The sequence below is a fragment of the Pseudomonas salmasensis genome (assembly GCF_014268375.2).
GTDB lineage: Bacteria > Pseudomonadota > Gammaproteobacteria > Pseudomonadales > Pseudomonadaceae > Aquipseudomonas > Aquipseudomonas salmasensis.
On the sequence record NZ_CP077083.1, the window covers coordinates 4,262,075 to 4,285,639 of the forward strand.

At 61.4% G+C, this 23,565-nt stretch carries 17 protein-coding genes and 1 pseudogene; 4 read left to right on the forward strand and 14 right to left on the reverse strand.

Going from position 1 to position 23,565, the window contains the following annotated elements:
• Window positions 1-498: 498 nt before the first annotated feature.
• The 12 genes and pseudogenes from HU731_RS19055 to HU731_RS19110 all read right to left on the reverse strand — a co-directional run bounded on the left by HU731_RS19055 (window position 499) and on the right by HU731_RS19110 (window position 16,694).
• Window positions 499-3,273, reverse strand: coding sequence for a hybrid sensor histidine kinase/response regulator (locus HU731_RS19055; protein WP_186609446.1), 2,775 nt, complete (start codon window positions 3,271-3,273; stop codon window positions 499-501).
• Between the two features lie 116 nt (window positions 3,274-3,389).
• Window positions 3,390-4,682, reverse strand: a complete 1,293-nt coding sequence (purD, locus tag HU731_RS19060; RefSeq protein WP_014716727.1) for a phosphoribosylamine--glycine ligase — start codon at window positions 4,680-4,682, stop codon at window positions 3,390-3,392.
• A gap of 164 nt (window positions 4,683-4,846) precedes the next feature.
• The gene (gene purH, locus HU731_RS19065) at window positions 4,847-6,454 is read right to left on the reverse strand and encodes a bifunctional phosphoribosylaminoimidazolecarboxamide formyltransferase/IMP cyclohydrolase (RefSeq protein ID WP_186609438.1); all 1,608 of its coding nucleotides are present in this window, start codon (window positions 6,452-6,454) and stop codon (window positions 4,847-4,849) included.
• 82 nt (window positions 6,455-6,536) lie between these two features.
• Window positions 6,537-6,857: a DNA-binding transcriptional regulator Fis gene (fis, locus tag HU731_RS19070; RefSeq protein ID WP_002555375.1), complete on the reverse strand. Its 321-nt coding sequence runs from the start codon at window positions 6,855-6,857 to the stop codon at window positions 6,537-6,539.
• Window positions 6,854-7,867: a tRNA dihydrouridine synthase DusB gene (dusB, locus tag HU731_RS19075; RefSeq protein ID WP_034126416.1), complete on the reverse strand. Its 1,014-nt coding sequence runs from the start codon at window positions 7,865-7,867 to the stop codon at window positions 6,854-6,856. The genes fis and dusB overlap by 4 nt, the downstream gene beginning before the upstream one ends.
• A 185-nt stretch (window positions 7,868-8,052) precedes the next feature.
• On the reverse strand, window positions 8,053-9,303 hold the full coding sequence (locus HU731_RS19080) for a DUF3426 domain-containing protein (protein ID WP_186609436.1): 1,251 nt from the start codon (window positions 9,301-9,303) through the stop codon (window positions 8,053-8,055).
• A gap of 30 nt (window positions 9,304-9,333) precedes the next feature.
• Window positions 9,334-10,212, reverse strand: coding sequence for a 50S ribosomal protein L11 methyltransferase (prmA, locus tag HU731_RS19085; protein WP_186609435.1), 879 nt, complete (start codon window positions 10,210-10,212; stop codon window positions 9,334-9,336).
• A gap of 218 nt (window positions 10,213-10,430) precedes the next feature.
• Complete coding sequence (gene accC, locus HU731_RS19090) at window positions 10,431-11,792, reverse strand: acetyl-CoA carboxylase biotin carboxylase subunit (RefSeq protein WP_003188188.1); 1,362 nt, start codon at window positions 11,790-11,792, stop codon at window positions 10,431-10,433.
• 17 nt (window positions 11,793-11,809) lie between these two features.
• The gene (accB, locus tag HU731_RS19095; RefSeq protein WP_003188191.1) at window positions 11,810-12,274 is read right to left on the reverse strand and encodes an acetyl-CoA carboxylase biotin carboxyl carrier protein; all 465 of its coding nucleotides are present in this window, start codon (window positions 12,272-12,274) and stop codon (window positions 11,810-11,812) included.
• 24 nt (window positions 12,275-12,298) lie between these two features.
• Window positions 12,299-12,754, reverse strand: coding sequence for a type II 3-dehydroquinate dehydratase (aroQ, locus tag HU731_RS19100; protein ID WP_014716732.1), 456 nt, complete (start codon window positions 12,752-12,754; stop codon window positions 12,299-12,301).
• A gap of 254 nt (window positions 12,755-13,008) precedes the next feature.
• Window positions 13,009-13,524 (reverse strand): annotated as a pseudogene (locus HU731_RS28975) (methyl-accepting chemotaxis protein); the annotation flags it as partial.
• Between the two features lie 1,499 nt (window positions 13,525-15,023).
• Window positions 15,024-16,694: a response regulator gene (locus HU731_RS19110; protein WP_019818274.1), complete on the reverse strand. Its 1,671-nt coding sequence runs from the start codon at window positions 16,692-16,694 to the stop codon at window positions 15,024-15,026.
• 298 nt (window positions 16,695-16,992) lie between these two features.
• On the opposite strand from HU731_RS19110, the gene HU731_RS19115 reads away from it, so the two are divergent.
• The 4 genes from HU731_RS19115 (at window position 16,993) to speA (ending at window position 21,334) form a co-directional block, all read left to right on the forward strand.
• Window positions 16,993-18,060, forward strand: coding sequence for a DUF2333 family protein (locus HU731_RS19115; RefSeq protein WP_032893759.1), 1,068 nt, complete (start codon window positions 16,993-16,995; stop codon window positions 18,058-18,060).
• A 2-nt stretch (window positions 18,061-18,062) separates the two neighbouring features.
• A complete protein-coding gene (locus tag HU731_RS19120) occupies window positions 18,063-18,599 on the forward strand; it encodes an NUDIX hydrolase (RefSeq protein ID WP_186609433.1) in 537 nt (178 codons plus the stop codon).
• Window positions 18,600-18,905: 306 nt separating this feature from the next.
• Window positions 18,906-19,277, forward strand: a complete 372-nt coding sequence (locus HU731_RS19125) for a translation initiation factor Sui1 (RefSeq protein WP_003188201.1) — start codon at window positions 18,906-18,908, stop codon at window positions 19,275-19,277.
• Window positions 19,278-19,420: 143 nt separating this feature from the next.
• Window positions 19,421-21,334 carry an arginine decarboxylase gene (gene speA / locus HU731_RS19130; RefSeq protein ID WP_003188203.1) on the forward strand — a complete coding sequence of 638 codons (1,914 nt, stop codon included), beginning with the start codon at window positions 19,421-19,423 and terminating at the stop codon, window positions 21,332-21,334.
• A gap of 149 nt (window positions 21,335-21,483) precedes the next feature.
• Here the strand turns inward: speA and HU731_RS19135 are convergent, their stop codons facing one another.
• Both HU731_RS19135 and HU731_RS19140 read right to left on the reverse strand, forming a co-directional pair.
• On the reverse strand, window positions 21,484-21,861 hold the full coding sequence (locus tag HU731_RS19135) for a hypothetical protein (RefSeq protein WP_186609432.1): 378 nt from the start codon (window positions 21,859-21,861) through the stop codon (window positions 21,484-21,486).
• A 105-nt stretch (window positions 21,862-21,966) separates the two neighbouring features.
• On the reverse strand, window positions 21,967-23,316 hold the full coding sequence (locus tag HU731_RS19140) for an MATE family efflux transporter (RefSeq protein ID WP_186609431.1): 1,350 nt from the start codon (window positions 23,314-23,316) through the stop codon (window positions 21,967-21,969).
• Window positions 23,317-23,565: the final 249 nt, after the last annotated feature.

Consider the following 23,565-nt stretch of genomic DNA (forward strand, 5'->3'; position numbering starts at 1 on the left):
GTCCAAATGTGGGAGCTGGCTTGCCTGCGAAGACGGCCTAACAGTCAACACAGTTGGACCGGGTACATATCCGTTATTTAGGTAACGGCCACTTAGGGTTCCGCCCTGACGGCGGCTCACTTTTGAAAAGCGCAAAAGTAAGCAAAACGCTCTTGCCCCACCACTCGGCACCTCGCCTAGGCTCGGTGTGCCCGTAATCCGCCAGTGATTTGGGGGGCCGCCGCCACGCGCCATCCATGGCGCGGGGCGGCTAAACCGGCATCCCTGCCGGTTTACCCCCCAAATCCCTGTCGAATTCCGGCCAGCGTGGTTTAACGGGGCGCTTAAGATCAAGATCAAGATCAAGATCAAGATCAAGATCAAGATCAAGATCAAGAGCAGATCAAGATCAAGAGCGGCTCGCTTCGCATCGTGGTTACCGTTGTTTGCTACAGAGTTACGGAGAGGCTTACGGCCAATCGCAGGCAAGCCAGTTCCCACAGGGGATGGTATTTCAAGTCAGGAAAGGGTGCTGTGCTCAGGGCGTTGTTGGCGCTGCGCCACCCAGTAGTCCACCAGTTCGCGCAGCTGCGACAGCTCCACCGGCTTGGCCATATGCCCGTCCATGCCCGCCTGGCGTGCGCGTTCTTTGTGTTCCGACAGGATATGCGCGGTGAGCGCCACCACCGGCGTGCGCACGCGTTGGTGGCTGACTTCCCACGCCCGCAGTTGCTGCGTGGCAGAGAAACCATCGAGGATCGGCATCTCGCAGTCCATCAATACCAGGTCATAGCGCTGGGCTTTCATCGCCTGCAGCGCTTCTTCGCCGTTGCTGGCGGTGTCCGGGTTGAGGTTGAGCTTGCCGAGCATGCCGCGAATCACTTTGGTGGAGATGCTGTTGTCTTCGGCCACCAGAATGCGGAAATCACTGGGCACGGTGATGGCTACCGGTGCGCTGGGGGCCGGGCGTGCAACGAGGGCGCCTTTGCTGCGCTGGGTCAGTTCATCGGCCAGGGTGGTCTTGAGGGTATAGCCCGCCACCGGTTTGGCGAGGATGCGCTTGATCCCGCAGTTGCGCGCAATGATCTTGCTCGGCGCGTTACTGATGCCGGTGAGCATTATCAGCAGGATGTCGTGGTTCAGGCTCGGGTCTTCCTTGATCTTCGCCGCCAGTTGCATGCCGGTCATACCGGGCATGTTCTGGTCCAGCAGCACCACATCGAAGTAATCACGCAGGTGCGCCTTGGTACGCAGCAGCGCCAGGGCCTCCTTGCCCGAAGGCGCGGCGCTGACGTTCAGGCCCCAGGCCGTGCATTGCTGCACCAGCACTTTGCGGCAGGTGTCGTTGTCGTCCACCACCAGCACGCGGGCGTCCTTGAGCGGGCCGTCGAGGTCGCTGGTCGGGTGCTCCAGGCGTTCCGGGTCCAGGGGCAGGGTCAGCCATAGGGTGCTGCCCTGATGACTGCCGCTCTTGACGCCGAACTCGCCGTTCATCAACAGGATCAACTGGCGGGCGATGACCAGGCCCAGATGGCCGCTCAAGCGCGTCGCCGAGAGGAAGTTTTTGCTGTGCAGTTCGCTGTGCAGCAGAGCGTCGCGTTCGGCCGCTTCCATGGGCACGCCGCTGTCCTGCACGGCAATGCGCAGGCGGGGCTTGGTGCTGCGCTCATCCAGCGCGACAACGATCAGCACTTCGCCTTCATCGGTTTTGTGCAGGGCGTTTTCCAGAAGGCTCAGCAGCGCCTGGCGCAGCCGCGTCGGGTCACCGCTGATCACCCGTGGCACCTGAGGCTGGATAAAGCTGATCAGCTCGACATTCTGTTGCTCGGCCTTGGCGCGGAAGATGCTCAGGCAATCGTCGATCAATGCATTGAGGTCAAACTGCACATCATCGAGTTCGATCTGGCCGGATTCGAGCTTGGAAATGTCGAGAATCTCGTTGATCAGGGTGAGCAACTCGTTACCGGCGCTGTGGATGGTCTGCACATAGTCACGTTGCTTCACCGACAACGGCGTGCCCAGCAATAATTCGGTCATGCCCAGCACACCGTTCATGGGCGTGCGAATTTCGTGGCTGATCTTCGCCAGGAACTCGGCCTTGGCGGCGATTTCGGCGTTGCTGGCCGCCAGGTCGCGGCTCAGGCTGAAGCGGGTTTCGACAATGGCGCGCTGACGCTCGCCGAGGGCCAGGCTCATCAGCAGGCCACTGAGGCAGATAAAGCTCAGCAGGGTGACGATCAGGCCTTGTGGCGCCACCAGGGTGAGGCCGAGCAGGGCGGGCAGGATGATCAGCGTGCCGATGTTGAATACCACCATGGCCGCCACGAACAGGCGCGCCGGGCGATAGCCTTTTTGCCAGTGATAGGCCGAGACAAACAGCATGCTCAGGCCCGCCAGCGCGACCAGGGCATAGGTGATGATGTTCAACGGCAAGGTATTGACGAACAACAGCAACAGGCCGCACAGGATGATCAGCAGGATGTCAGCCATCAACACTTTGTTCAGCGGGTGCGGGCCCAGGGGCATGAAGAAGCGGTAGGCAAACATCAGCCCGCAGGGGGCGGTCAGCAACAGGGCCAGGTAGGCGCCAGGGGTCTGGATCGCGTGCCAGTTCGGCAGCCACGGCCCCACCAGGTTAAGCAATAGCGCCAGGCTGAGCATCAACAGGAACTCGCACGCGGCCAGCCATAGGCTGCTGCGCGAGCGGTGGTAGGCGAAGCGCGTGAGGTTGTGCAGGATCAACATCGCCAGCACGCCAAACAGCAGGCCGTAGATCAGCGTCTGGTTCTGGTTGGCGGCGGCCAGTACCGCAGGTTCCAGGGTGATGTAAGGGCGCAGTTCGTGTTCCGAAACCAGCCGCAGGTACACTTCCAGGGGCCGCGGGCTCTGGGGCATCGGTAACATGAAGTCACTGCTGGGCAACGGACGCTCAGCCTGGGGTTGGCGAGTACCGGTGATTTGTTGCTCCACCAGGGTGTCGCCGTCCAGCACGTACAGGCTCAGGCTGGACAGGTCCGGGGCGAACACCCGCAGCACTTGTTCGTGCTTGCCAGGCTGCAACCTGAAACGCACCCACAACGCACCGTCCGGCTGCGCGGCAGTGATGCGGTCCAGTTCGATGGGGCTGAATTGATTGGTGTAGCGGGCGGAACGGATGTCGCTCAGTTGCAGGTCGGCCTGTTCATCAAGCAATACTGCCCAGCCACTGCCTTGCGCGGCGGCCTGGGCCGGCGGCAAGCAGAGCAGGGTCAGCAGACTGATTGTGAAACCTATGGCGATCCTGAGCCAGCGCACGGCGAAATCCCTTCGGTAGGTGGATGCACGGGTTAACTATGCGCGGGGCGACAGGGTACGGCAAGGGCCAAAGGCCCTTACCTAACCGAACGGATAGCTACTGCAAGTGTAGCTGCTCAGTTGTTCTCACCACGTTCGCGGGCAATGGCACGGTAGCCAATGTCGGTGCGGTAGAAGCAGCCTTTCCAGTCGATTTTCGCCGCCAGTTTGTACGCCTGTTGTTGCGCGGCATCGACACTGGCACCCATCGCGGTGGCGCACAATACGCGGCCACCGGCGGTTACAACTTTGCCGTCCTTGAGCGCGGTGCCCGCATGGAACACCTTGCCTTCCAGCGCAGCCGCCGCGTCGAGGCCTTCGATCACATCGCCCTTGGCGTAGTCGGCAGGGTAGCCACCGGCCGCCAGCACGATGCCGACGCTCGGGCGTGGGTCCCATTGTGCTTCGACCTTGTCCAGGGCCTGGGCGAGGGCGGCTTCCACCAGCAGCACCAGGCTCGATTGCAGGCGCAGCATCACCGGTTGGGTTTCCGGATCGCCGAAGCGGCAGTTGAACTCGATGACTTTCGGGTTACCGGCTTTGTCGATCATCAGGCCGGCGTAGAGGAAACCGGTGTACACGTTGCCTTCATCGGCCATGCCGCGCACGGTTGGCCAGATCACCAGGTCCATGACGCGCTGGTGCACGTCGGCGGTGACCACGGGTGCCGGGGAGTAGGCACCCATGCCGCCGGTGTTCGGGCCGCTGTCGCCGTTGCCGACGCGCTTGTGGTCCTGGCTGGTAGCCATCGGCAATACGTTCTTGCCGTCGACCATCACGATAAAGCTGGCTTCTTCGCCGTCGAGGAACTCCTCGATGACCACACGCGAACCCGCGTCACCAAAGGCATTGCCGGCGAGCATGTCGCGCACGGCGTCTTCGGCTTCCTGCAGGGTCATGGCGACGATCACGCCTTTACCGGCAGCCAGGCCATCGGCCTTGATCACGATCGGTGCGCCTTTTTCACGCAGGTAAGCCAGGGCCGGCTCGATCTCGGTGAAGTTCTGGTAATCGGCCGTCGGGATCTTGTGGCGAGCCAGGAAGTCCTTGGTGAAGGCTTTCGAGCCTTCCAGCTGGGCGGCGCCAGCGGTAGGGCCGAAGCAGTCCAGGCCACGGCTGCGGAACAGATCCACGACGCCAGCCACCAGCGGCACTTCCGGGCCGACGATGGTCAGGGAAACATTCTTCTCGGCAAAATCGGCCAACTGCTCCAGGGCCAGCACGTCGATGGCGACGTTTTCGCACTTGGCTTCGATGGCGGTACCGGCGTTGCCGGGGGCCACGAAGACTTTCTGCACGCGTGGGTCCTGGGCTACTTTCCAGGCCAGGGCGTGTTCACGGCCACCGCTGCCAATGATCAAAACATTCATTTCAAAAACCTCTGAGAAACGCTGTGCTTCTCTGTAGGAGCGAGGGGGACGCCTAGTTCTTGCTCGCGAAGGTCGCCAACGATGACGAGGGTAAATTGACACCCCGTGGCGTTCTTGAGTTTTTCGCGAGCAAGCTCGCTCCTACAGTAGAGAAGGGGTGCTGTTTAGTGGCGGAAGTGGCGCATGCCGGTGAAGACCATCGCAATGCCAGCTTCATCAGCGGCGGCGATGACTTCTGCATCACGCATCGAGCCGCCCGGTTGGATCACGGCGGTCACGCCGGCTTTCGCAGCGTTGTCCAGGCCGTCACGGAACGGGAAGAATGCATCGGAAGCCATCACCGAACCCACCACCTGCAAACCGGCGTGTTCTGCCTTGATCGCGGCGATACGTGCCGAGTTCACACGGCTCATCTGGCCCGCGCCGACACCGATGGTCTGGCGGTTCTTGGCGTAGACGATGGCGTTGGACTTGACGTACTTGGCCACTTTCCAGGCGAAGATCAGGTCATTGATCTCTTGCTCGGTCGGCGCGCGCTTGGTCACGACTTTCAGGTCGTCGCTACCGATCATGCCAATGTCGCGGCTCTGTACCAGCAGGCCGCCATTGACGCGCTTGTAGTCCCAGGCCGCGGCGCGGTCTGCCGACCACTCGCCACAGGCCAGCAGGCGCACGTTGGCTTTGGCGGCGACGATGGCGCGGGCTTCTTCGCTGACGCTTGGGGCGATGATCACTTCGACGAACTGGCGCTCGACGATGGCCTTGGCGGTCTCGGCATCCAGCTCGCGGTTGAAGGCAATGATGCCGCCGAACGCGGATTCGGTGTCGGTGGCGTAGGCCAGTTCGTACGCCTGGCGGATACCGCCTTCAGCGTCCGGGCTGACGGCCACGCCGCACGGGTTGGCGTGCTTGACGATCACGCAGGCCGGCTTGACGAAGCTCTTCACACATTCCAGCGCAGCGTCAGTGTCGGCCACGTTGTTGTAGGAGAGTTCCTTGCCCTGCAGTTGAGTAGCGGTGGCGATGCCCACTTCGGCCGGCTTGGCTTCCACGTAGAACGCCGCGCTCTGGTGCGGGTTCTCGCCGTAGCGCATTTCCTGGGCCTTGATGAACTGGCTGTTGAAGGTGCGCGGGAACTGGCTGCGGCCTTCTGTGCTCAAGGTGTCCGCAGCTTGATTCACGGTGCCCATGTAGTTGGCGATCATGCCGTCGTAGGCGGCGGTGTGTTCGAATGCCTTGAGCATCAGGTCGAAGCGCTGTGCGTAAGTCAGGCCACCGGCCTTGAGGTTTTCCAGGACGCTGGCGTAGTCGCTGGCGTTGACCACGATGGCCACGTCTTTATGGTTCTTGGCCGCCGAACGCACCATGGTCGGGCCGCCGATATCGATGTTTTCGATGGCGGTCGGCAGGTCGCAACCTGGCTTGTTGATGGTGGCTTCGAACGGGTACAGGTTGACGGCCACCAGGTCGATCGGCTTGATGCCGTGCTCGGTCATGATGGCGTCGTCGATGCCGCGACGGCCAAGGATGCCGCCGTGGATTTTCGGGTGCAGGGTCTTGACGCGACCGTCCATCATTTCTGCGAAACCGGTGTAGTCCGCGACTTCTACTGCGGCCACGCCGTTGTCCTGCAGCAGTTTGAAGGTCCCGCCCGTGGAGAGGATTTCCACACCCAGGGCTTCCAGCTCCCGGGCAAATTCGAGGATCCCGGTCTTGTCGGAAACACTGATCAAGGCACGGCGGATCGGCAGGCGGGTGGTCTGGTCGGTCATCTCAATTTCCATCAAAAGCAAAGGAAGTCAGCAAAAAAGGCGACCGGTTTTACGCGGGCGCCTTTCTGGTTTGATTGAATGCTTACAGCAAATCGTACTGCTTGAGCTTTTTGCGCAAGGTGCCACGGTTGAGGCCCAGCAGCTCACTGGCTTTGGTCTGGTTGCCCTTGACGTAGTTCATCACGCTTTCGAGCAAGGGCGCCTCGACTTCGGAGAGCACCAGGTTGTACACATCCGTGACGGAAGCGCCCTCAAGGTGGGCGAAATAATTGTGCAGCGCCTTCTCGACACTCCCGCGAAGGGTCTGGCCTTCTTCGCTCGGCGTGTTGAGGTGCTGTTTCAAATTGACGTTGTCGCTCACGGGTGTTGTTCCACTCACTAAAGTCTCGGTCATCATCGTCATGCGGCCACCCCTTCTCCATCCCCTGTTCCCAGGCTCTTGTCGCGTCCGGCGAAGAACTCACGAACGGTGGCGACCTGTGCCTGCGTTTCATCCAAACGATTGAACTGAGCGCGGAATTCCTTGGCGCCCGGCAAGGTGGCGAGATACCAGCCGACATGCTTGCGAGCAATGCGTACTCCCATCACGTCCCCATAGAAGGCGTGCAGGGCGGCCAGATGCTCTAGCAGAATACGTTCCACCTCGACCAACTCTGGTGCCGGCAAGACTTCACCGGTACGCAGGAAATGCTCGATTTCACGAAAAATCCACGGCCGCCCCTGGGCGGCCCGGCCAATCAACAAGCCATCGGCACCGGTCGCGTGCAGCACGCGCCGGGCTTTCTCGGCACTGTCGATGTCGCCATTGGCAAAGACCGGCATCGACACGGCCTGCTTGATCGCGGCAATGGTGTCGTACTCGGCTTCACCGGTATAAAGGTCGGCGCGGGTGCGGCCATGCACCGCCAGCGCTGTAATACCTGCCTGTTCAGCGATCTTCGCCACCGTCAGGCCATTCTTGTTGTCCCGGTCCCAACCGGTACGAATCTTCAGGGTCACCGGCACATCCACTGCGCCGACAACGGCTTGCAGGATCTCGGCGACCAACTGCTCATCTTTCAACAGTGCGGAACCGGCGGCCTTGTTGCAGACCTTCTTGGCCGGGCAGCCCATGTTGATATCGATGATCTGTGCACCCAGCTCCACATTGGCCCGGGCTGCATCCGCCAGCATCTGCGCATCGCCACCGGCGATCTGCACCGAGCGTGGCTCGGGATCACCTTCGTGGATCATGCGCATCCGCGACTTGCGGGTGTTCCACAAACTCATGTCGCTGGTAACCATTTCAGAGACTACTAGACCCGCGCCCAAACGCTTGCACAGCTGACGAAAGGGCTGGTCGGTGACACCCGCCATCGGGGCGAGGATCAAGCCGTTCTGCAATGTGTATGGGCCGATGCGTACCGCCGACATAGGACTTCCCTGTTGTGGGGCCGGATCATTAGAGTTCGAAAAAGGGTTGGCATGATACCCGCTCTCGATGACTGGTTAAAGGCTGAATTGGATAAAATCTGAACAGTTACTTTTTTATCGCCATCGGTTTGGTCGACGGCGGCCAAGTCAATAATCCGCCGTCAAACCTCGGTGGGCACGCCGTTTCACTCGGGCGAATGGAAGCTCAGGCTGTAATTCACGGCTTTGTTGCCGGGGTCGAGGATGTCCAGGGAGATGTGGATCGGCGTCTGCGAGGGCATTTCGCTCACGCCGGCCAACTCGCCGCTCAGGTATTCGGCGGGCTTGAAGCGACGACTGGCAATCAGGCTGCCGTTCAAATCCGCAAAGCGCAGCTCCAGCAGCGGGAAGGGCTGGGAGAAGGTCGCGCGGTTATAGAGGATGGCATCCACCACCAGCGCCCCGGCGAACTCGGGATGGCTGCGCACCACCAGGTTGCTGCTCTTGATATGGGTAATGTCGACCCGCGATGGCACGGTGCACCCCAGTTTCGGGCACAGCGCCTGGAACCACGGGCGGTAGGCATCCTGGCGGGCCAGGTCGTCGAATTGGTAGGCGATGTACTGGCCGGCCAGGCCGGCTGCGGCGAGCGCCACCAGCACTATCCAGACCAGGCGGCGGCCCCAGCCTGACGGGCGCTTCTGCGCATACAGGTGCAGGGGGTCGTCTTCCAAGTCCTGGAGCAGCTCGTCGTGTACGCCGGCCTCCGCTCGTGCGCGCTTGCGTCGCGGCTGCGCGCGGTCTTCGGGTTCCGGCTCGTCGAGGGTGGGCGTCAGCGGTGGGTCGAGGTCGTCATCCGCGGCGGTGGTGTGCAGCGCCGGTTCGTCATCGAGGCCGTCGGTGTGGACCGACATGGACGGTTCGGTGCGCTGTTTGGACGCAGGCGCCTTGGCCGGCTCGGGCTCTTCTTCAGGTGCCTGGGCGCGCTCTTCGGGTGGCTCACTGAACAGGCTGGCCGCCCATTTTTCTTCCTCGGCCTTGACCGTATCGCGGCTGGCGCTGAAGGACTCTTCCTTTTGCCGACGGTCGGCGCCTGGCTGGCGACGTTCTGCGCCCACGGCCTGAGTGTGCTGGATCTCGCGACGCTCCAGCTTGGCCAGTTCCTTGTCCAGGTTATCCAGGTCCAGCTCTTCAGCCGTCCACTGCTTCTGGCTGATGGCCCGCGGTGGCTCGGGCGGCGTTTCGACAGTCGGTTCGACGGCCGGCTCGTCGGTCGTCGGCGCCTCAGGTTCCGGCGCAGACGCCTGGGCCCGTTGCTCCAGCAACTGACGAGCGGCGTTGAACACTTGCAGGCACGAGCCGCAACGCACCACGCCGCGGGCCACGCTCAATTGAGCGTGGTTGACGCGAAAGCGCGATTGGCAATGTGGGCACTGGGTGACGAAACTGTCGGTCATGCGGCCATCCGATTCAGGCAAGCGCTCATTCTAGCGCCGACGACCGCTGATGCGTACCCAGCCATCACGGTTGGCGATCGGGTCCAGCTCGAAGTCCTTGGCGTAGGCCGCCGCCACGTCTTCACCTTGCTCGGCCAGGATGCCCGACAGCGCCAGGCGCCCGCCCGGCTTGACCAGGCTCGACAGTTGCGGCGCCAGCGACACCAGTGGCCCGGCGAGGATATTGGCCACCAGTACGTCGGCCTGAACCTGGGGCAGGTCTTCGGGCAGGTAGAGTGGGAATTTGCCTTCGGCAATGTTGTTGCGCCCGGCGTTATCGCGGGAGGCCTCCAGGGCCTGCACGTCGATATCGGTGCCCACGGCCTCTTTGGCGCCCAGCAGCAGGGCGGCGATTGCCAAAATCCCCGAGCCGCAGCCGAAGTCCAGGACGTTGCTGTCGGTCAGGTCCTGGCCGTCCAGCCATTCCAGGCACAGCGCGGTGGTAGGGTGGGTGCCGGTGCCAAACGCCAGGCCCGGGTCCAGCAGCAGGTTGACCGCGTTTGGCTCAGGGGCGGCGTGCCAGCTTGGCACGATCCACAGGCGCTGGCCGAAGCGCATGGGCTGGAAGTTATCCATCCAGCTGCGTTCCCAGTCCTGGTCTTCGATGACTTCGCTGTGATGCTCGGGCAGCGGGCCGCCGGTGAGCAGTTCCATATGGGCCAGCACGGCGGCGGCGTCGGTGCCGTCTTCGAACAGGGCCAGCAAGTGGGTATGGGACCACAGCGGCGTGGTATTGAGTTCCGGCTCGAAAATCGGCTGGTCTTCGGCGTCCATGAAGGTTACCGACACGGCGCCCACTTCGAGGAACGCGTCTTCGTAGGTTTCGGCTTGTTCTGGGCTGATGGCGAGACGGACTTGCAGCCAAGGCATGGCGGGCACCTTTGAAAAAAATGAATGTGCGGCGGGCAGGCCGCGAAAGCGCGCAAGTTTACGCGAGCGGAGGGCAGAAGACGACACCACAGCAGGTTTGCACAGCACAAAGTGTGTGCGAGCAAGCCCGCTCCCACAGGTGCACAGTATTCATCCAGTCAGGTCGGTGGCCCACAAACAACAAAACCGCCCGAAGGCGGCTTTGTTGGGTGGAGCACTTACTGGTTGGCCAGCTTGTGTTCCAGGTAGTGAATGTTCACACCACCTTCGCAGAAGCCTTCATCACGAACCAGGTCCCGATGCAGCGGGATGTTGGTCTTGATGCCGTCTACCACGATTTCGTCCAGGGCGTTGCGCATACGGGCCATGGCCTCGTCGCGGGTGGCGCCCCAGGTGATCAGCTTGCCGATCAGCGAGTCGTAGTTGGACGGAACCTTGTAGCCGCTGTACAGGTGCGAATCCACACGTACGCCGTTGCCGCCGGGCGCGTGGAAGTGCTTGACCAGGCCAGGGCTTGGGATAAAGGTTTTCGGGTCTTCGGCGTTGATGCGGCACTCCAGGGAGTGGCCATGCATCTTCACGTCGTCCTGGGTGAAGGACAGCACGTTACCGGCGGCGATGCTCAGCATCTCCTTGACGATGTCGATACCGGTGACCATCTCCGATACCGGGTGCTCTACCTGCACGCGAGTGTTCATCTCGATGAAGTAGAAGCGGCCGTTCTCGTAGAGGAACTCGAAGGTACCGGCGCCCCGGTAGTTGATGTCGATGCACGCCTTGACGCAACGCGCCAGCACTTCCTGGCGGGCTTTCTCGTCCAGGCCCGGTGCCGGGGCTTCTTCCAGTACCTTCTGGTGACGACGTTGCAGCGAGCAATCGCGGTCGCCCAGGTGGATGGCGTGGCCCTGGCCGTCGGACAGTACCTGGACTTCCACGTGACGTGGGTTGGTCAGGTACTTCTCCAGGTAGACCATCGGGTTGCCGAACCAGGCGCCCGCTTCGGAGCGGGTCTGCTTGGCGGCTTCGATCAGGTCTTCTTCCTTGTGCACCACGCGCATGCCGCGACCACCACCGCCACCGGCGGCCTTGATGATCACCGGGTAGCCGACTTCGCGACCAATGCGCAGAGCGGTTTCTTCGTCTTCAGGCAGTGGGCCGTCGGAGCCTGGAACGGTTGGCACGCCGGCCGCGATCATGGCGTCCTTGGCCGAGACCTTGTCGCCCATCAGGCGAATGGTTTCGGCTTTGGGGCCGATGAAGGCAAACCCGGATTTTTCCACTTGTTCGGCAAAATCGGCGTTTTCCGCGAGGAAGCCGTAGCCTGGGTGGATGCCATCAGCGCCGGTCACTTCTGCCGCGGCAATGATGTTCGAGACTTTCAGGTACGAGTTCGTGGCCAGTGGCGGGCCGATGCAGATGCTTTCGTCCGCCAGTTTCACGTGCATCAATTCGGTATCGGCCGTCGAGTAAACAGCGACGGTCTTGATGCCCTCTTCCTTACAGGCGCGCAGGATACGCAGCGCGATCTCGCCGCGGTTGGCGATCAGGACTTTTTGCAGTTTCTTCGCAGGTTTCAACATCGAAGGCGCTCCGCGGTTCAAACGATGGTGAACAGCGGCTGGTCGTACTCAACCGGCTGACCGTTTTCTACCAGGATGGATTCGATGACGCCGGCTTTTTCGGCCGTGATGTGGTTCATCATTTTCATCGCTTCAACGATGCAGATGGTGTCGCCCACTTTCACGGTCTTGCCCACTTCAACAAAGGCTGGCGAGGTCGGTGCCGGGGTGCGGTAGAACGTACCGACCATTGGCGACTTGACCACGAAACCATTCAGCGCAGGCGCGGCTGGGGCGGCAGGTGCAGCGGCGGCAGCAGGTGCGGCAGCCGGTGCAGCAGCGGCTGGAGCCGGCGCTTGCATCTGTGGCGCGTAGAACTGTTGGGCCGGGGTCTTGCTGTGACGGCTGATCCGTACGGACTCTTCGCCTTCCTTGATTTCCAGCTCGTCGATACCGGATTCTTCCAGCAGTTCGATCAGTTTCTTAACTTTACGGATATCCATGAATCATCAACTCCCAAGGGTCGGTCAGGGGCGTTTAGCCTGTTCTTCAATGTGTTCCAGGGCGGCCTCCAGGGCCAGTCGGTAACCGCTGGCGCCAAGGCCGCAGATCACTCCTACCGCTACGTCGGAGAAGTAAGAGTGATGGCGGAAAGCTTCGCGTTTATGCACGTTCGATAAATGCACTTCGATGAATGGGATGCTCACCGCCAGCAACGCGTCACGTAATGCAACGCTTGTGTGCGTAAAAGCGGCGGGATTGATCAGAATAAAGTCCACGCCTTCGCCACGCGCGGCATGGATGCGATCAATCAATTCATACTCGGCATTGCTTTGCAGGTAGAGCAAATGGTGGCCGGCTTCACGGGCCCGTCGTTCCAGGTCGAGGTTGATCTGGTCCAGGGTCACTGCCCCGTAGACGCCCGGTTCGCGGGTGCCAAGCAGGTTCAGGTTGGGTCCGTGAAGAACCAGTAAGGTCGCCATTGGCTGTTCCTTGTTATTGGTGTGGGTGCGTCAGAACCCGGCGACTATGCCGCAAAGCCTTTGTGACTGTCCAGTTCTATGCAGTAGCCGGCACGATTAGCGAGGATTGCGCAAAATTTGTGACTGAGAGACTCAATGCAGTCAATGTAGGAGCGAGCTTGCTCGCGAAAAACGTTAACGATGACACGGGTCGTCTGGTTAAACGCGGTGTCTGCGCGTTCTTCGCGAGCAAGCTCGCTCCTACAGGGCGGGCATTAGACGCGGAAGGCTTGTACGGCGGTAGTAAGCTGCGCGCCCAGCACCAGCAGGTGTTCGCCTTGGCTGCGGCCCTGGCCAATACGCAGCAAATTATCCTCACCCAATTGATGAATCCGCTCACTGTTGTCGCGTATCTCGCTCACGGCTCCACTTTGTTGCGCGGTCACATCGGCAATACGTACGGCAGTGTCGGAGATGGTCTGGATCGCGCCGACGATTTCATCCAGTGCACCATCCGCCGCCTGGGCTTGCTGGGCGGTGGCTTCGGCGTGTTCGACCTGGGCGCGCATACCTTCTACCGACTGGTGTGCGGCGGTTTGCAGGCCGGCGATCAGGCCCTGGATTTCGGCGGTGGCACCGGCAGTACGCTGGGCCAGGGAGCGCACTTCGTCGGCCACCACGGCGAAACCACGCCCGGCCTCACCGGCGCGGGCGGCTTCGATGGCGGCGTTGAGGGCCAGCAGGTTGGTCTGGTCGGCAATCGAGCGAATCACCGTGAGCACGCCGCCGATGGTGGCGGACTCTTCGGCAAGTTTCTCGATCATCTGCGCGTTTTGCTGCACTTCGCCCACCAGCGCATGCAGCCCGGTGAGGCTCAGGCCGATCACGCGCTGGCCTTGCTCCACGGCCTGGCCCGCACTGCGGCTGGCGCCGGCGGCCTGGCTGGCATCGCCTGCGACTTGCTGGATGGTGGCCTCCAGTTCGCCCAGGGAATCACGAATTTGCGCCGTGTCGCCGGCCTGGCGTTCGGCACCGTCGTGCAGGCCACTGCTCAGTTCGGCCAGGGCGCGGCTGCTGCCCGCCACTTCTTCGGCATTGCCGCGGATGGTGCTTACCAAATCCACCAGATAGGCGCGCAGGCGGTTGAGGGAGGCCTCGATATCGTGCAGTTCACGGTTGGTCTTGCCCAGGGCAATCGGTTGGCTGAAGTCGCCTTCGGCCCAGGTCGACAAGGCGGGTGCCAGGTTGGTCAGCACGCGCGCCAGGCGCCGTTGCAGGGTGTCGATCAGCAATGCGATCAGCAGGATCAGGCCAATCATCACGCCTTGTATCACACGCACTTCGCCCTGAATCTTCGCGTGTTGCGCGCGCACCACGGGTTCGAGGCCGGCGATGGCGTGTTGCACGTTGGCGATTTTCAAGTGGGTGCTGGCGGCGAGGTCGGCGCGTTGCTGGATCTGCTCGCGGGTGCGCTGCAACTCGGCGGGGTAGCGGGTCAACAGGCTGTTGAGTTCGCGCTTGAGGTCGACGCCAATGTCCTGGGCTTCGGTTTTTTCGGTGTTTTCCAGGCCCATCAGCGCGGAAAAATCGTCGGTGTTGGATTCTGCGCTGGCCTTTATTCCCAATAAGGGCAGTTGCCCGAGCAGGTCGGCCTGGGTTCTCAGGTTGGTCACTTCGCGCTCGACATCCGCAGCCAACTCGGCGCGCCCGCTGCTCACCAGCTTGTCGCGGGCCAGGGACAGTTTGCCCAGGTGCTGCGAGGCGGCGAGCAATGGCGGCATATAGCGCGCAGCCTCCACGGAATTGACGCCGCTGGCGTACTGGCTCAGTTGTTCCAGGTTCGCGCCCAATTCACGTTCGGCTTGCAGCAGCAGGGCTTGTGGGTCGCCAGCCAATTTACCCGCGGCCAACAGGTCGGTTTTGCTGAAGGTCTCCAGCTCCATGAGGCTGGGGCGCAGGCTTTGCGCCAACTCGGGCGGCAGCTCCGCTAGCTGCAGTTGCAGGCCTTCCAGGCTCTGGGTGGCACTGCTCAGGCGCAGGGCATCGCCGCTGGCCAAGTAGTCGTCGATGTTACGGGCAGCCTGGTTTTGAAAGACCTGGGACAACCCCAGGTAGCGTTCCATCAACAAGTACGGGCGCTCCAGCGCCCGTTGCGACCACCACAGCGTGGCCCCGAGGGCCAGGCACACGGCCACCAGCAGAAGGGTATTGAGATTGGTCAGCAGCTTCAGGCGCATGCGGGGTTTCAACCGACGGCAAGAGATAAGCGCCTGAATTTATTGCGTTTGTATTACAGCGTTATGACCGAATCGGTGGATTCTGGTGAAAAGATGGCACTTTGCTTTGATGTGCGAGCGGCTTGCACGCGGTTGCGTCCGGCGTCCTTGGCGCGGTACAGCGCTTCGTCAGCCTGGGCGGCCATCATCAGGCTGTCGGAATCGTCGCACAGCTCCACCAGGCCGGCGCTGAAGGTGCACCACAAATCCTGCGGTTGGGCGGGGTAGTGGATTTCTGCAAAGCGCCGACGAATGTCGTCCAGCACCTTGCAGGCCGATTCCAGGTCGGTGTCGGGCATCACGATGGCGAACTCTTCACCGCCGTAGCGGCCGATGTAATCGGTTTTGCGCAAACGCTGCTTGAGAAACAGTGCCAGGCTCTTGATCACCCGGTCGCCCATGGGGTGGCCGTGGCTGTCATTGACGCGCTTGAAGTGGTCGATATCGAGCATGGCAAAGCTAAGAGGCTTGTTCTCGCGGCGGGCGCGGAAGCTGCAATCTTCGAGCAGTTGCAGGATATGCGTGTGGTTGTACAGCCCGGTGAGGCTGTCGCGCACCATCCGTGCCTTCAAGTTGCGCGCACGCGAGGCACGGTTGCGCACGGTAGTGATCAGGTGACGCGGCTTGATCGGTTTGGTGAGGAAATCGTCGCCGCCCTCGCTCATCGCATCCAGCTGTTTATCCAGGTCGTCTTCAGCCGACAGGTAGATGATCGGCACGCTGACGTAGCGGTCGTTGTGGCGAATCACCTTGGCCAGTTCGGTGCCGGTACAGGCAGGCATGTACATGTCGAGGATGATCAGGTCGGGCTGGAAATCCGCCAGCTCGGCCATGGCCTGGATCGGTTCGATCAAGGTGCGGGTGATAATCCCGGCACTGTTGAGCAGGCGTTCGGTGTGCAGCGCCTGGGCCCGCGAGTCGTCGATGATCAGCACTTTATACGGTTCGTACTGGGCCGCGCAGGTCAGCACTTCGATCTTTTCCAGCAGGCTTGAAGCTTCCAGGGTGCCGGTCAGGAACTCTTCGCCACCGGCGCGCACGGCGGCCAGGCGGGTCGGGGTGTCGGTTTCGTGCAGGCTGAAAAACAACAGCGGCAGCTTGTGCTCAAGGCCCTCTTGGGCTTCTGCGGCGAGCTTCAGGCCCAGCCCTGTGCCGCAGAAGTCCACGTCCATCACGATCGCCGACGGCAAACGCTCGGCCATGGCCGCGCGAAAGGCGGCGACGCTGTCCAGGGCGTGGGCGCTCATGCCAAAGAATTCGAGCTGCTTGGCCAGGCGCTCGGCGCGGTCATGGTCGGCCAGCATCACATAGATCGGTTTGCGCATCGGCGGCAGGAAGGTTTGCTCAAGCTGGTCGCCCTGGCGCAGGCCGGTGCGGGACAGGCGTTGCATTAAGCGGTTGAGCTCAGTGATCAGTTGGCTGCTCAGGCGGCCACGGTTCTCGTCCACGGCTTGCAGGGATTCACTGATATGCCGTGCCAGTTGCGTGTGTTCGGGCTGTTCGAAGCGTTCGGCGAAGCGTTGCAGGCGCAGGTTGGCTTCGCTGAGTTCGGAAAAGTCGGCGTTCGACCACTCGCTGCGCTGCAGGCGCTGCCAGATCTCAAGAATTTGACGTGCCTGATGAATTACCCGCTGGGCAAAGTGCTGCTTGAGACGCTCGCGGCTGGGGTCTTCTGACTCGGTCATATCCTGACTACTGTGAGGGTGCATGCTGAGGTCGACTGATGGCGCTATGCTAGCACCTCTTTTCTGATAGATGAGTGTCATACGTCAATTAAGTCTGCATGCCAGAGATTCAGTTATTGACCGGCTGGTCGCCCAGCGTAAAAGGTGTGCATCCTTTATAGTCCAAGCGGCCCGGTGCGCCACTTTCGCGTAAAAGCCCCGCACCGATGGGCACGATGGGGTAGGGTTGTGGTCGGAATGTCTGAACGCACCCGGACAATTGACGTGCATGAACTCAAGTGATTGAAAGGATATCGCCATGCTGGACTGGAAAAACCGCGAAGGCAGTGCCAAAGGCCCCGCCCCTGAGCCCAAGTCGGCCAACCGCAGCTATTTTCGCAACCTGCTGATGAGCCGGGCTTTGCTCAGCATCATCGGCTTGTACCTGCTGGTCACCGGTGGCCTGGGTTGGTACTGGAGCCAGGAGCCGGCGCTGTTTCCGGTCCAGCAAACCGCCCAGCTTGCCGCCGAAAAGGAAGGCAAGCAGATAGTGGTGGGCTACACCACCGTCGAGACCCTCAAGACCGTGGTCGGCACCTTGCTGAACAAACCCGGCGGTTATATCTCCAACGACCGTTTCCCGCCGGGCTTGTGGATGGACAACATGCCGAGCTGGGAATACGGCGTGCTGGTGCAGGTGCGTGACCTCACTCGTGCCCTGCGTAAAGACTTTGCCCGCTCCCAGTCGCAGTCGGCTGAAGACGCGGACCTGGCCAAGGCCGAGCCGCGCTTCAACTTCGATAACAAGAGCTGGGTGCTGCCGTCCAGTGAGTCGGAATACCAGGAAGGCATCAACTCCCTGAGCCGCTACGAAGCGCGCCTGTCTGACCCGAACCAGCGCGGCGCGCTGTTTTATGCGCGTGCCGACAACCTCAACAACTGGCTGGGCGATGTGGCCACCCGTTTGGGCTCGCTGTCCCAGCGCCTGTCGGCCAGTGTGGGCCGGGTCAAGTTGAACACGGCGCTTAAAACCGAGGCGCTGGCGCCGGGTGAAGTGCCGCAGGTGGATGAAGAAGTGGTGGAAACCCCATGGATGCAGATCGACAACGTGTTCTACGAAGCACGCGGCCAGGCGTGGGCCCTGTCCCATCTGTTGCGTGCCATCGAAGTCGACTTTGCCGACGTACTGGCCAAGAAAAACGCCACCGTCAGCGTGCGCCAGATCATTCGTGAGCTGGAGGCCTCGCAGGAACCGGTATGGAGTCCTATGATTCTTAACGGCAGTGGCTTCGGTGTACTGGCGAACCATTCGCTGGTGATGGCCAACTACATTTCCCGGGCAAACGCTGCAGTGATCGACTTGCGTCAGCTCCTCAACCAGGGTTGATGATGGACGCTATTCAAAAGGAGGCCGCACACCGAGCGGCTTCCGACGCTGAACTGATCTGCTGGGTCGACGAGCAGGACCACCTGCTCGGCCACCTGGTCAGGTCTGACCTGCGCCAGCGCGGCTTGATTGGCCGTTGTACCTTTATCTTCCTGTTCAATTCCAAAGGCGAGCTGTGTGTGCATCGGCGCACGCTGAGCAAAGCCCTGTACCCGGGGTTCTGGGATACGGCGGCGGGCGGGATGGTGGCGGCGGGAGAAAGCTATGCCCTGTCGGCACAGCGGGAATTGGCCGAAGAGCTGGGCGTGAGTGGCGTGGAGTTGGTTGAGCACGATCATTTTTACTTTGAAGATGGCGACAGCCGCCTGTGGTGTACGTCCTACTCTGCTGTCTGGGACGGCCCGCTGTGTTTGCAGCCTGAAGAGGTCATGGAAGCGCGTTTTCTAACCATCGAAGCGGTGCTTGCAGAGGCCGAGCAAAAGCCTTATTGCCCGGACGCCCAAGAGGGCTTGCGGCGCTATCTCGCCTCACGTCGCTAAAGTTGCATAAATTGGCGCCATTTGGCTCTTAGCAACTTGGCTTTTTGCCGTTACACTGCGCGCCTTTTCACCCGAACCGCTATTGTTTCACCCTGTAGGAGCGAGCTTGCTCGCGAAAAACGCCAAGACACCGCGTGCTGCCTGAATGGCCGCGTTATCGTTGACGATTTTCGCGAGCAAGCTCGCTCCTACAGTGGATGTTACTTTGACGGTTCGGTAGCGCTGCCCCTGCCTGAGTGGGGCTTCGCGGTCGGTCACCGCCTTGTGCGGCGCCGATCAGTCTTCATCCTCCCAAGAGGATTGCCGGTGGCCAAAAAAGCCGCATCCTTCGCCGCCCTTGGTGGCCTGGTATTTTCCACCGACGCAGGTCGACACTGCCCGGACTGTCGTCAGCCCGTGGATTCGTGCACCTGCAAACAGACCCTGATCCCCGAAGGCGACGGTATTGCCCGCGTGCGTCGCGAGAGCAAAGGCCGTGGCGGCAAGACGGTGACCACCATCACTGGCGTGCCCCTGGCTGAAGAGGCCCTGAAGGAATTGGCCACCTCGCTGAAAAAGCGTTGTGGCACCGGTGGCGCGTTGAAAGACGGGGTCATCGAGATCCAGGGCGATCACGTCGAGTTGCTGTTGGCCGAGCTGATCAAGCTCGGGTACAAGGCCAAGAAGTCCGGCGGCTGAAAGCCTCTTCCCAACCTGTGGCTAAACTCTGTCCTGCGAGTGGGGTCTACCTTCCCAGCAGGCAAATCGTCATTTTCATTCTTTAGACTGCGCCAGCCTCGAACGAGAGGTGGCGCCTTCGCCTTCATTTATAGGGGACTTCGATGTCCGTACGACGCACACGCAAAGACGATGGCAGCCAATGGACAGTTGCGGACAGCCGCAGTGTTTACGGGATTCGCCATTGGGGGGCCGGGTATTTCGCGATCAATGAAGCCGGTCGCGTAGAAGTCCGTCCGAACGGCCCGAACAGCACGCCCGTCGACCTCTACGAGCAAGTCGATGAGCTGCGCAAAAGCGGCCTGTCGTTGCCGCTGCTGGTGCGCTTCCCCGATATCCTGCAAGACCGCGTGCGCCAATTGACCGGTGCCTTCGATGCCAACATCGAGCGCCTGGAATACCAGAGCAAGTACACCGCGCTGTACCCGATCAAGGTGAACCAGCAGGAAGCAGTGATCGAGAACATCATTGCTACCCAGAACGTCTCCATCGGCCTGGAAGCCGGCTCCAAGCCTGAGCTGCTGGCCGTGCTGGCCCTGGCGCCGAAGGGCGGCACCATCGTCTGCAACGGTTATAAAGACCGTGAGTTCATCCGCCTGGCGCTGATGGGCCAGAAGCTCGGCCACAACGTGTTCATCGTGATCGAGAAAGAGTCCGAGGTGGGGCTGGTGATCGAAGAGGCGGCGAGCCTGAAGGTCAAGCCGCAGGTGGGCCTGCGTGTGCGCCTGTCGTCTCTGGCCTCGAGCAAGTGGGCCGACACCGGTGGCGAGAAATCCAAATTCGGTCTGTCGGCGGCGCAGCTGCTGTCGGTGGTCGAGCGCTTCCGCGCGGCCGGCCTGGACCAGGGCATTCGCCTGCTGCACTTCCATATGGGCTCGCAGATCGCCAACCTGGCCGACTACCAGCACGGGTTCAAGGAAGCCATTCGTTACTACGGCGAACTGCGCAACCTCGGCCTGCCGGTGGACCACATCGACGTCGGCGGTGGCCTGGGCGTGGACTACGACGGAACCCACTCGCGCAACGCCAGTTCGATCAACTACGACATGGACGACTACGCCGGCGTGGTCGTGGGCATGCTCAAGGAATTCTGCGACGCGCAGAGCCTGCCGCACCCGAACATCTTCTCCGAAAGCGGCCGCTCCCTGACCGCTCACCACGCCATGCTGGTGGTGCAGGTGACGGACGTCGAGAAGCACAACGACGAAATCCCGACCATCGAAAACAAGGAAAGCCTGCCCGAAACCGTGCAATGGCTGGTGGACCTGCTGGGCCCGACCGACATCGAGATGGTCACCGAAACCTACTGGCGCGCCACCCACTACATGAGCGACGTGGCGGCCCAGTACGCCGACGGCAAGCTGACCCTGGCGGAAAAAGCCCTGGCCGAACAGTGCTACTTCGCGGTGTGCCGTCGCCTGCACAACTCGTTGAAAGCCCGCCAGCGCTCGCACCGTCAGGTGCTGGACGAACTCAACGACAAGCTGGCCGACAAGTACATCTGTAACTTCTCGGTATTCCAGAGCCTGCCGGACACCTGGGCTATCGGCCAGGTCCTGCCGATCCTGCCGCTGCACCGCCTCGACGAAGAGCCGCTGCGCCGCGCCGTGCTGCAAGACCTGACCTGCGACTCCGACGGCAAGATCAAGCAGTACGTCGACGAGCAGAGCATCGAGACCAGCCTGCCGGTTCACGGCTTGAACGAAGGCGAAGACTACCTGCTGGGTATCTTCCTGGTCGGCGCGTACCAGGAAATCCTGGGCGACATGCACAACCTGTTCGGCGACACCGACTCGGTGAACATCTACCAGCGTGAAGACGGTTCGGTGTACAGCGCCGGGATCGAGACCCACGACACCATCGAAGACATGCTGCGCTACGTGCACTTGTCGCCGGAGGAGTTGATGACTCATTACCGTGACAAGTGTGCCAGTGCGAAGATCTCGGCCTCGGAGCGCACCCAGTTCCTGGATGCGTTGCGTCTGGGCCTGACGCGTTCTTCGTACCTGTCCTCGTAAACCCTTCACCTCTTGTAGGCACGAGATTGCTTGCGAAGAGCATTGACGATGATGCGGTCTTCCTGAATACACGCGTCGCTTTAAGGTTTTTCGTGAGCAAGCTTGAAGATACCGTCTGCGGCGGATTGATTCCCCGGAGATTCTCGTTTTTAGGGTTTCTCGGTACCTTGGACAATTAAGCAATACTGGGTTTCGCATTTGGGATTGTTGCCTACCAGCGAGGCGAACTTAAACGCGTCAGCGGGTGATACAGGGGAGATTGTTACCGGGTAGCGATTGTCCAGGCGCATGCGGCCCTTGGGCTCGACAATGGTTTTCTTGCCTTGTTGTACCGCGTACACCTTGAAGTCGCTGTTATTCCAGACCTCTATCATCTCGGCCAACGCTCGGTTTGGAGTAACGGTGGGCGCTTGGGCGGGAGGGGTGGCGACGTGTCCATCCGGCTGAGTGGTTGCGTCGGCACTGGCCGGTGGGATGAAGGCGTTGACCATCAAGAAAGTGACGAAGAGATGGTTTTGAATGCTCATGTTTGTTCGTCCCTGAGTTCAAAGAAGGTGACGGCACTGAGTCTCACACTCTTCAGCGCCGGCCTTTATTCAACTGCAACACAAGGAACTTGTAACCTGTGAAATCTAACAGGTCGGATAACTGAGCCATTGATCTTTTTTATTCAGGCGCCAGGCTATCGCCCACAGCGTCAGGCTGCGCACCGCCATGAACAGCAGGAAGGTGATCCACAACCCGTGGTTACCCAAACCCTGCAACGCCCAGGCAATCGGCAGCACCAGCAGCACCGTCAGCAACATCCCATCGCGCATTTCCCGCGCCCGCGTTGCACCGATAAACAGCCCATCGAGCAAATAACTCCACACCGCAATCAACGGCAATACCGCGAGGTAGGGCAGGTAGATGTCGGCGGTTTCGCGCACGCTGGGGATATCGGTTTGCATGGCGATAAATAGATGGCCGCCGAAGGTGAACAGCAGGGCGAAGCCGACGCTGGCGATCAGCGACCAACCGCAGGCCACCACCAATGAGCGACGCAACGCCTGCCGGTCACGGGCGCCGATGGCGTGGCCGCAGAGGGCTTCGACCGCATGGGCCAAGCCATCCAGTGCATGAGCCGTCAGTAACAGGCCGTTAAGCAGCAGCGCATTGGCGGCCACCGTGGCATCGCCCAACCGTGCGCCTTGTACCGTGATCATGAAAAACACCGACTGCAGCGCCAGGCTGCGGATGAAGATGTCGCGGTTGACCGCCAGCAACGGGCGCCAGCTTTGCCACAGTTTCAAGGCGGCCCACGCGATATGCCCAGGATAGGCACGCAGGGCTTTTTGCGTGAGCGCCAAGCCGAGCAGGGCGCCGGTCCACTCGGCGATCACCGAGGCGCGGGCGGAGCCGACCACGCCCCAGTCCAGGCCGAGGACGAACCATAGGTTGAGCGCGATGTTGACCAGGTTGGTGGTCAGCAAAATCGCCAACGGCGCCCGCGCGTTCTGGGTGCCGAGGAACCAGCCGACCAGTGCATAACTGGCCAGGGCCGCGGGCAGGCCGAACAGGCGGGTGTGGAAAAATTCGAGGGTCAGTTGGTTCAGTTCGGGCGAGGGCTGCATCCATTCCAGGGCCAGATGGCTCAGGGGAATGCCCACGGTACCCAGTAACATCGCCAGGCCCAGCGCCAGCAACAAGCCTTGCAACAGGATCTGCCGTAACGCCGCCCCATCGTTGCGCCCGGCGGCTTGGGCGGCGAACCCGGTGGAGCCCATGCGCAGGAAGCCCATGGCCCAGGCCAGGAAGGTATACAGGCTGGCGCCGACAGCCACGGCGCCCAGTTGGTGGGCGTGGGGCAGGTGGCCGATGACCATGCTGTCTACCAGGGCGACCAAGGGCACGGAGATATTCGACAGGATCATCGGCGCGGCCAGGGCCCAGACGCGGCGATGGGTGGGGCGGTGGCGCCAGTCGGTCAATAAGGTGGACATGCAGTCTCCTTCGGGGGAGCGGCATTGTACCCGGCCAATGTGGGAGCTGGCTTGCCTGCGATGGCGGCCTCCCAGCCGGCGCCTATCTACCTGACCCCCCGTGATCCAACTGTGGGAGCGGGCTTGCTCGCGAAGGCGGCCTGGCAGTCAACACAGTTGGATTGTGTACATATCCATTGCTGCGGTACCGGCCACTTAGGGTTCCGCCCTGACGGCGGCTCACTTTTGAAAAGCGCAAAAGTAAGCAAA

Excerpts from the sequence above, each read along its gene's own strand:
- purD (WP_014716727.1), bottom strand. The coding sequence starts at position 4,682 with ATGAATGTTTTGATCATTGGCAGCGGTGGCCGTGAACACGCCCTGGCC.
- purH (WP_186609438.1), bottom strand. The coding sequence starts at position 6,454 with ATGACCGACCAGACCACCCGCCTGCCGATCCGCCGTGCCTTGATCAGT.
- fis (WP_002555375.1), bottom strand. The coding sequence starts at position 6,857 with ATGACGATGATGACCGAGACTTTAGTGAGTGGAACAACACCCGTGAGC.
- dusB (WP_034126416.1), bottom strand. The coding sequence starts at position 7,867 with ATGTCGGCGGTACGCATCGGCCCATACACATTGCAGAACGGCTTGATC.
- HU731_RS19080 (WP_186609436.1), bottom strand. The coding sequence starts at position 9,303 with ATGACCGACAGTTTCGTCACCCAGTGCCCACATTGCCAATCGCGCTTT.
- prmA (WP_186609435.1), bottom strand. The coding sequence starts at position 10,212 with ATGCCTTGGCTGCAAGTCCGTCTCGCCATCAGCCCAGAACAAGCCGAA.
- accC (WP_003188188.1), bottom strand. The coding sequence starts at position 11,792 with ATGTTGAAACCTGCGAAGAAACTGCAAAAAGTCCTGATCGCCAACCGC.
- accB (WP_003188191.1), bottom strand. The coding sequence starts at position 12,274 with ATGGATATCCGTAAAGTTAAGAAACTGATCGAACTGCTGGAAGAATCC.
- aroQ (WP_014716732.1), bottom strand. The coding sequence starts at position 12,754 with ATGGCGACCTTACTGGTTCTTCACGGACCCAACCTGAACCTGCTTGGC.
- HU731_RS19110 (WP_019818274.1), bottom strand. The coding sequence starts at position 16,694 with ATGACCGAGTCAGAAGACCCCAGCCGCGAGCGTCTCAAGCAGCACTTT.
- HU731_RS19115 (WP_032893759.1), top strand. The coding sequence starts at position 16,993 with ATGCTGGACTGGAAAAACCGCGAAGGCAGTGCCAAAGGCCCCGCCCCT.
- HU731_RS19120 (WP_186609433.1), top strand. The coding sequence starts at position 18,063 with ATGGACGCTATTCAAAAGGAGGCCGCACACCGAGCGGCTTCCGACGCT.
- speA (WP_003188203.1), top strand. The coding sequence starts at position 19,421 with ATGTCCGTACGACGCACACGCAAAGACGATGGCAGCCAATGGACAGTT.
- HU731_RS19135 (WP_186609432.1), bottom strand. The coding sequence starts at position 21,861 with ATGAGCATTCAAAACCATCTCTTCGTCACTTTCTTGATGGTCAACGCC.
- HU731_RS19140 (WP_186609431.1), bottom strand. The coding sequence starts at position 23,316 with ATGTCCACCTTATTGACCGACTGGCGCCACCGCCCCACCCATCGCCGC.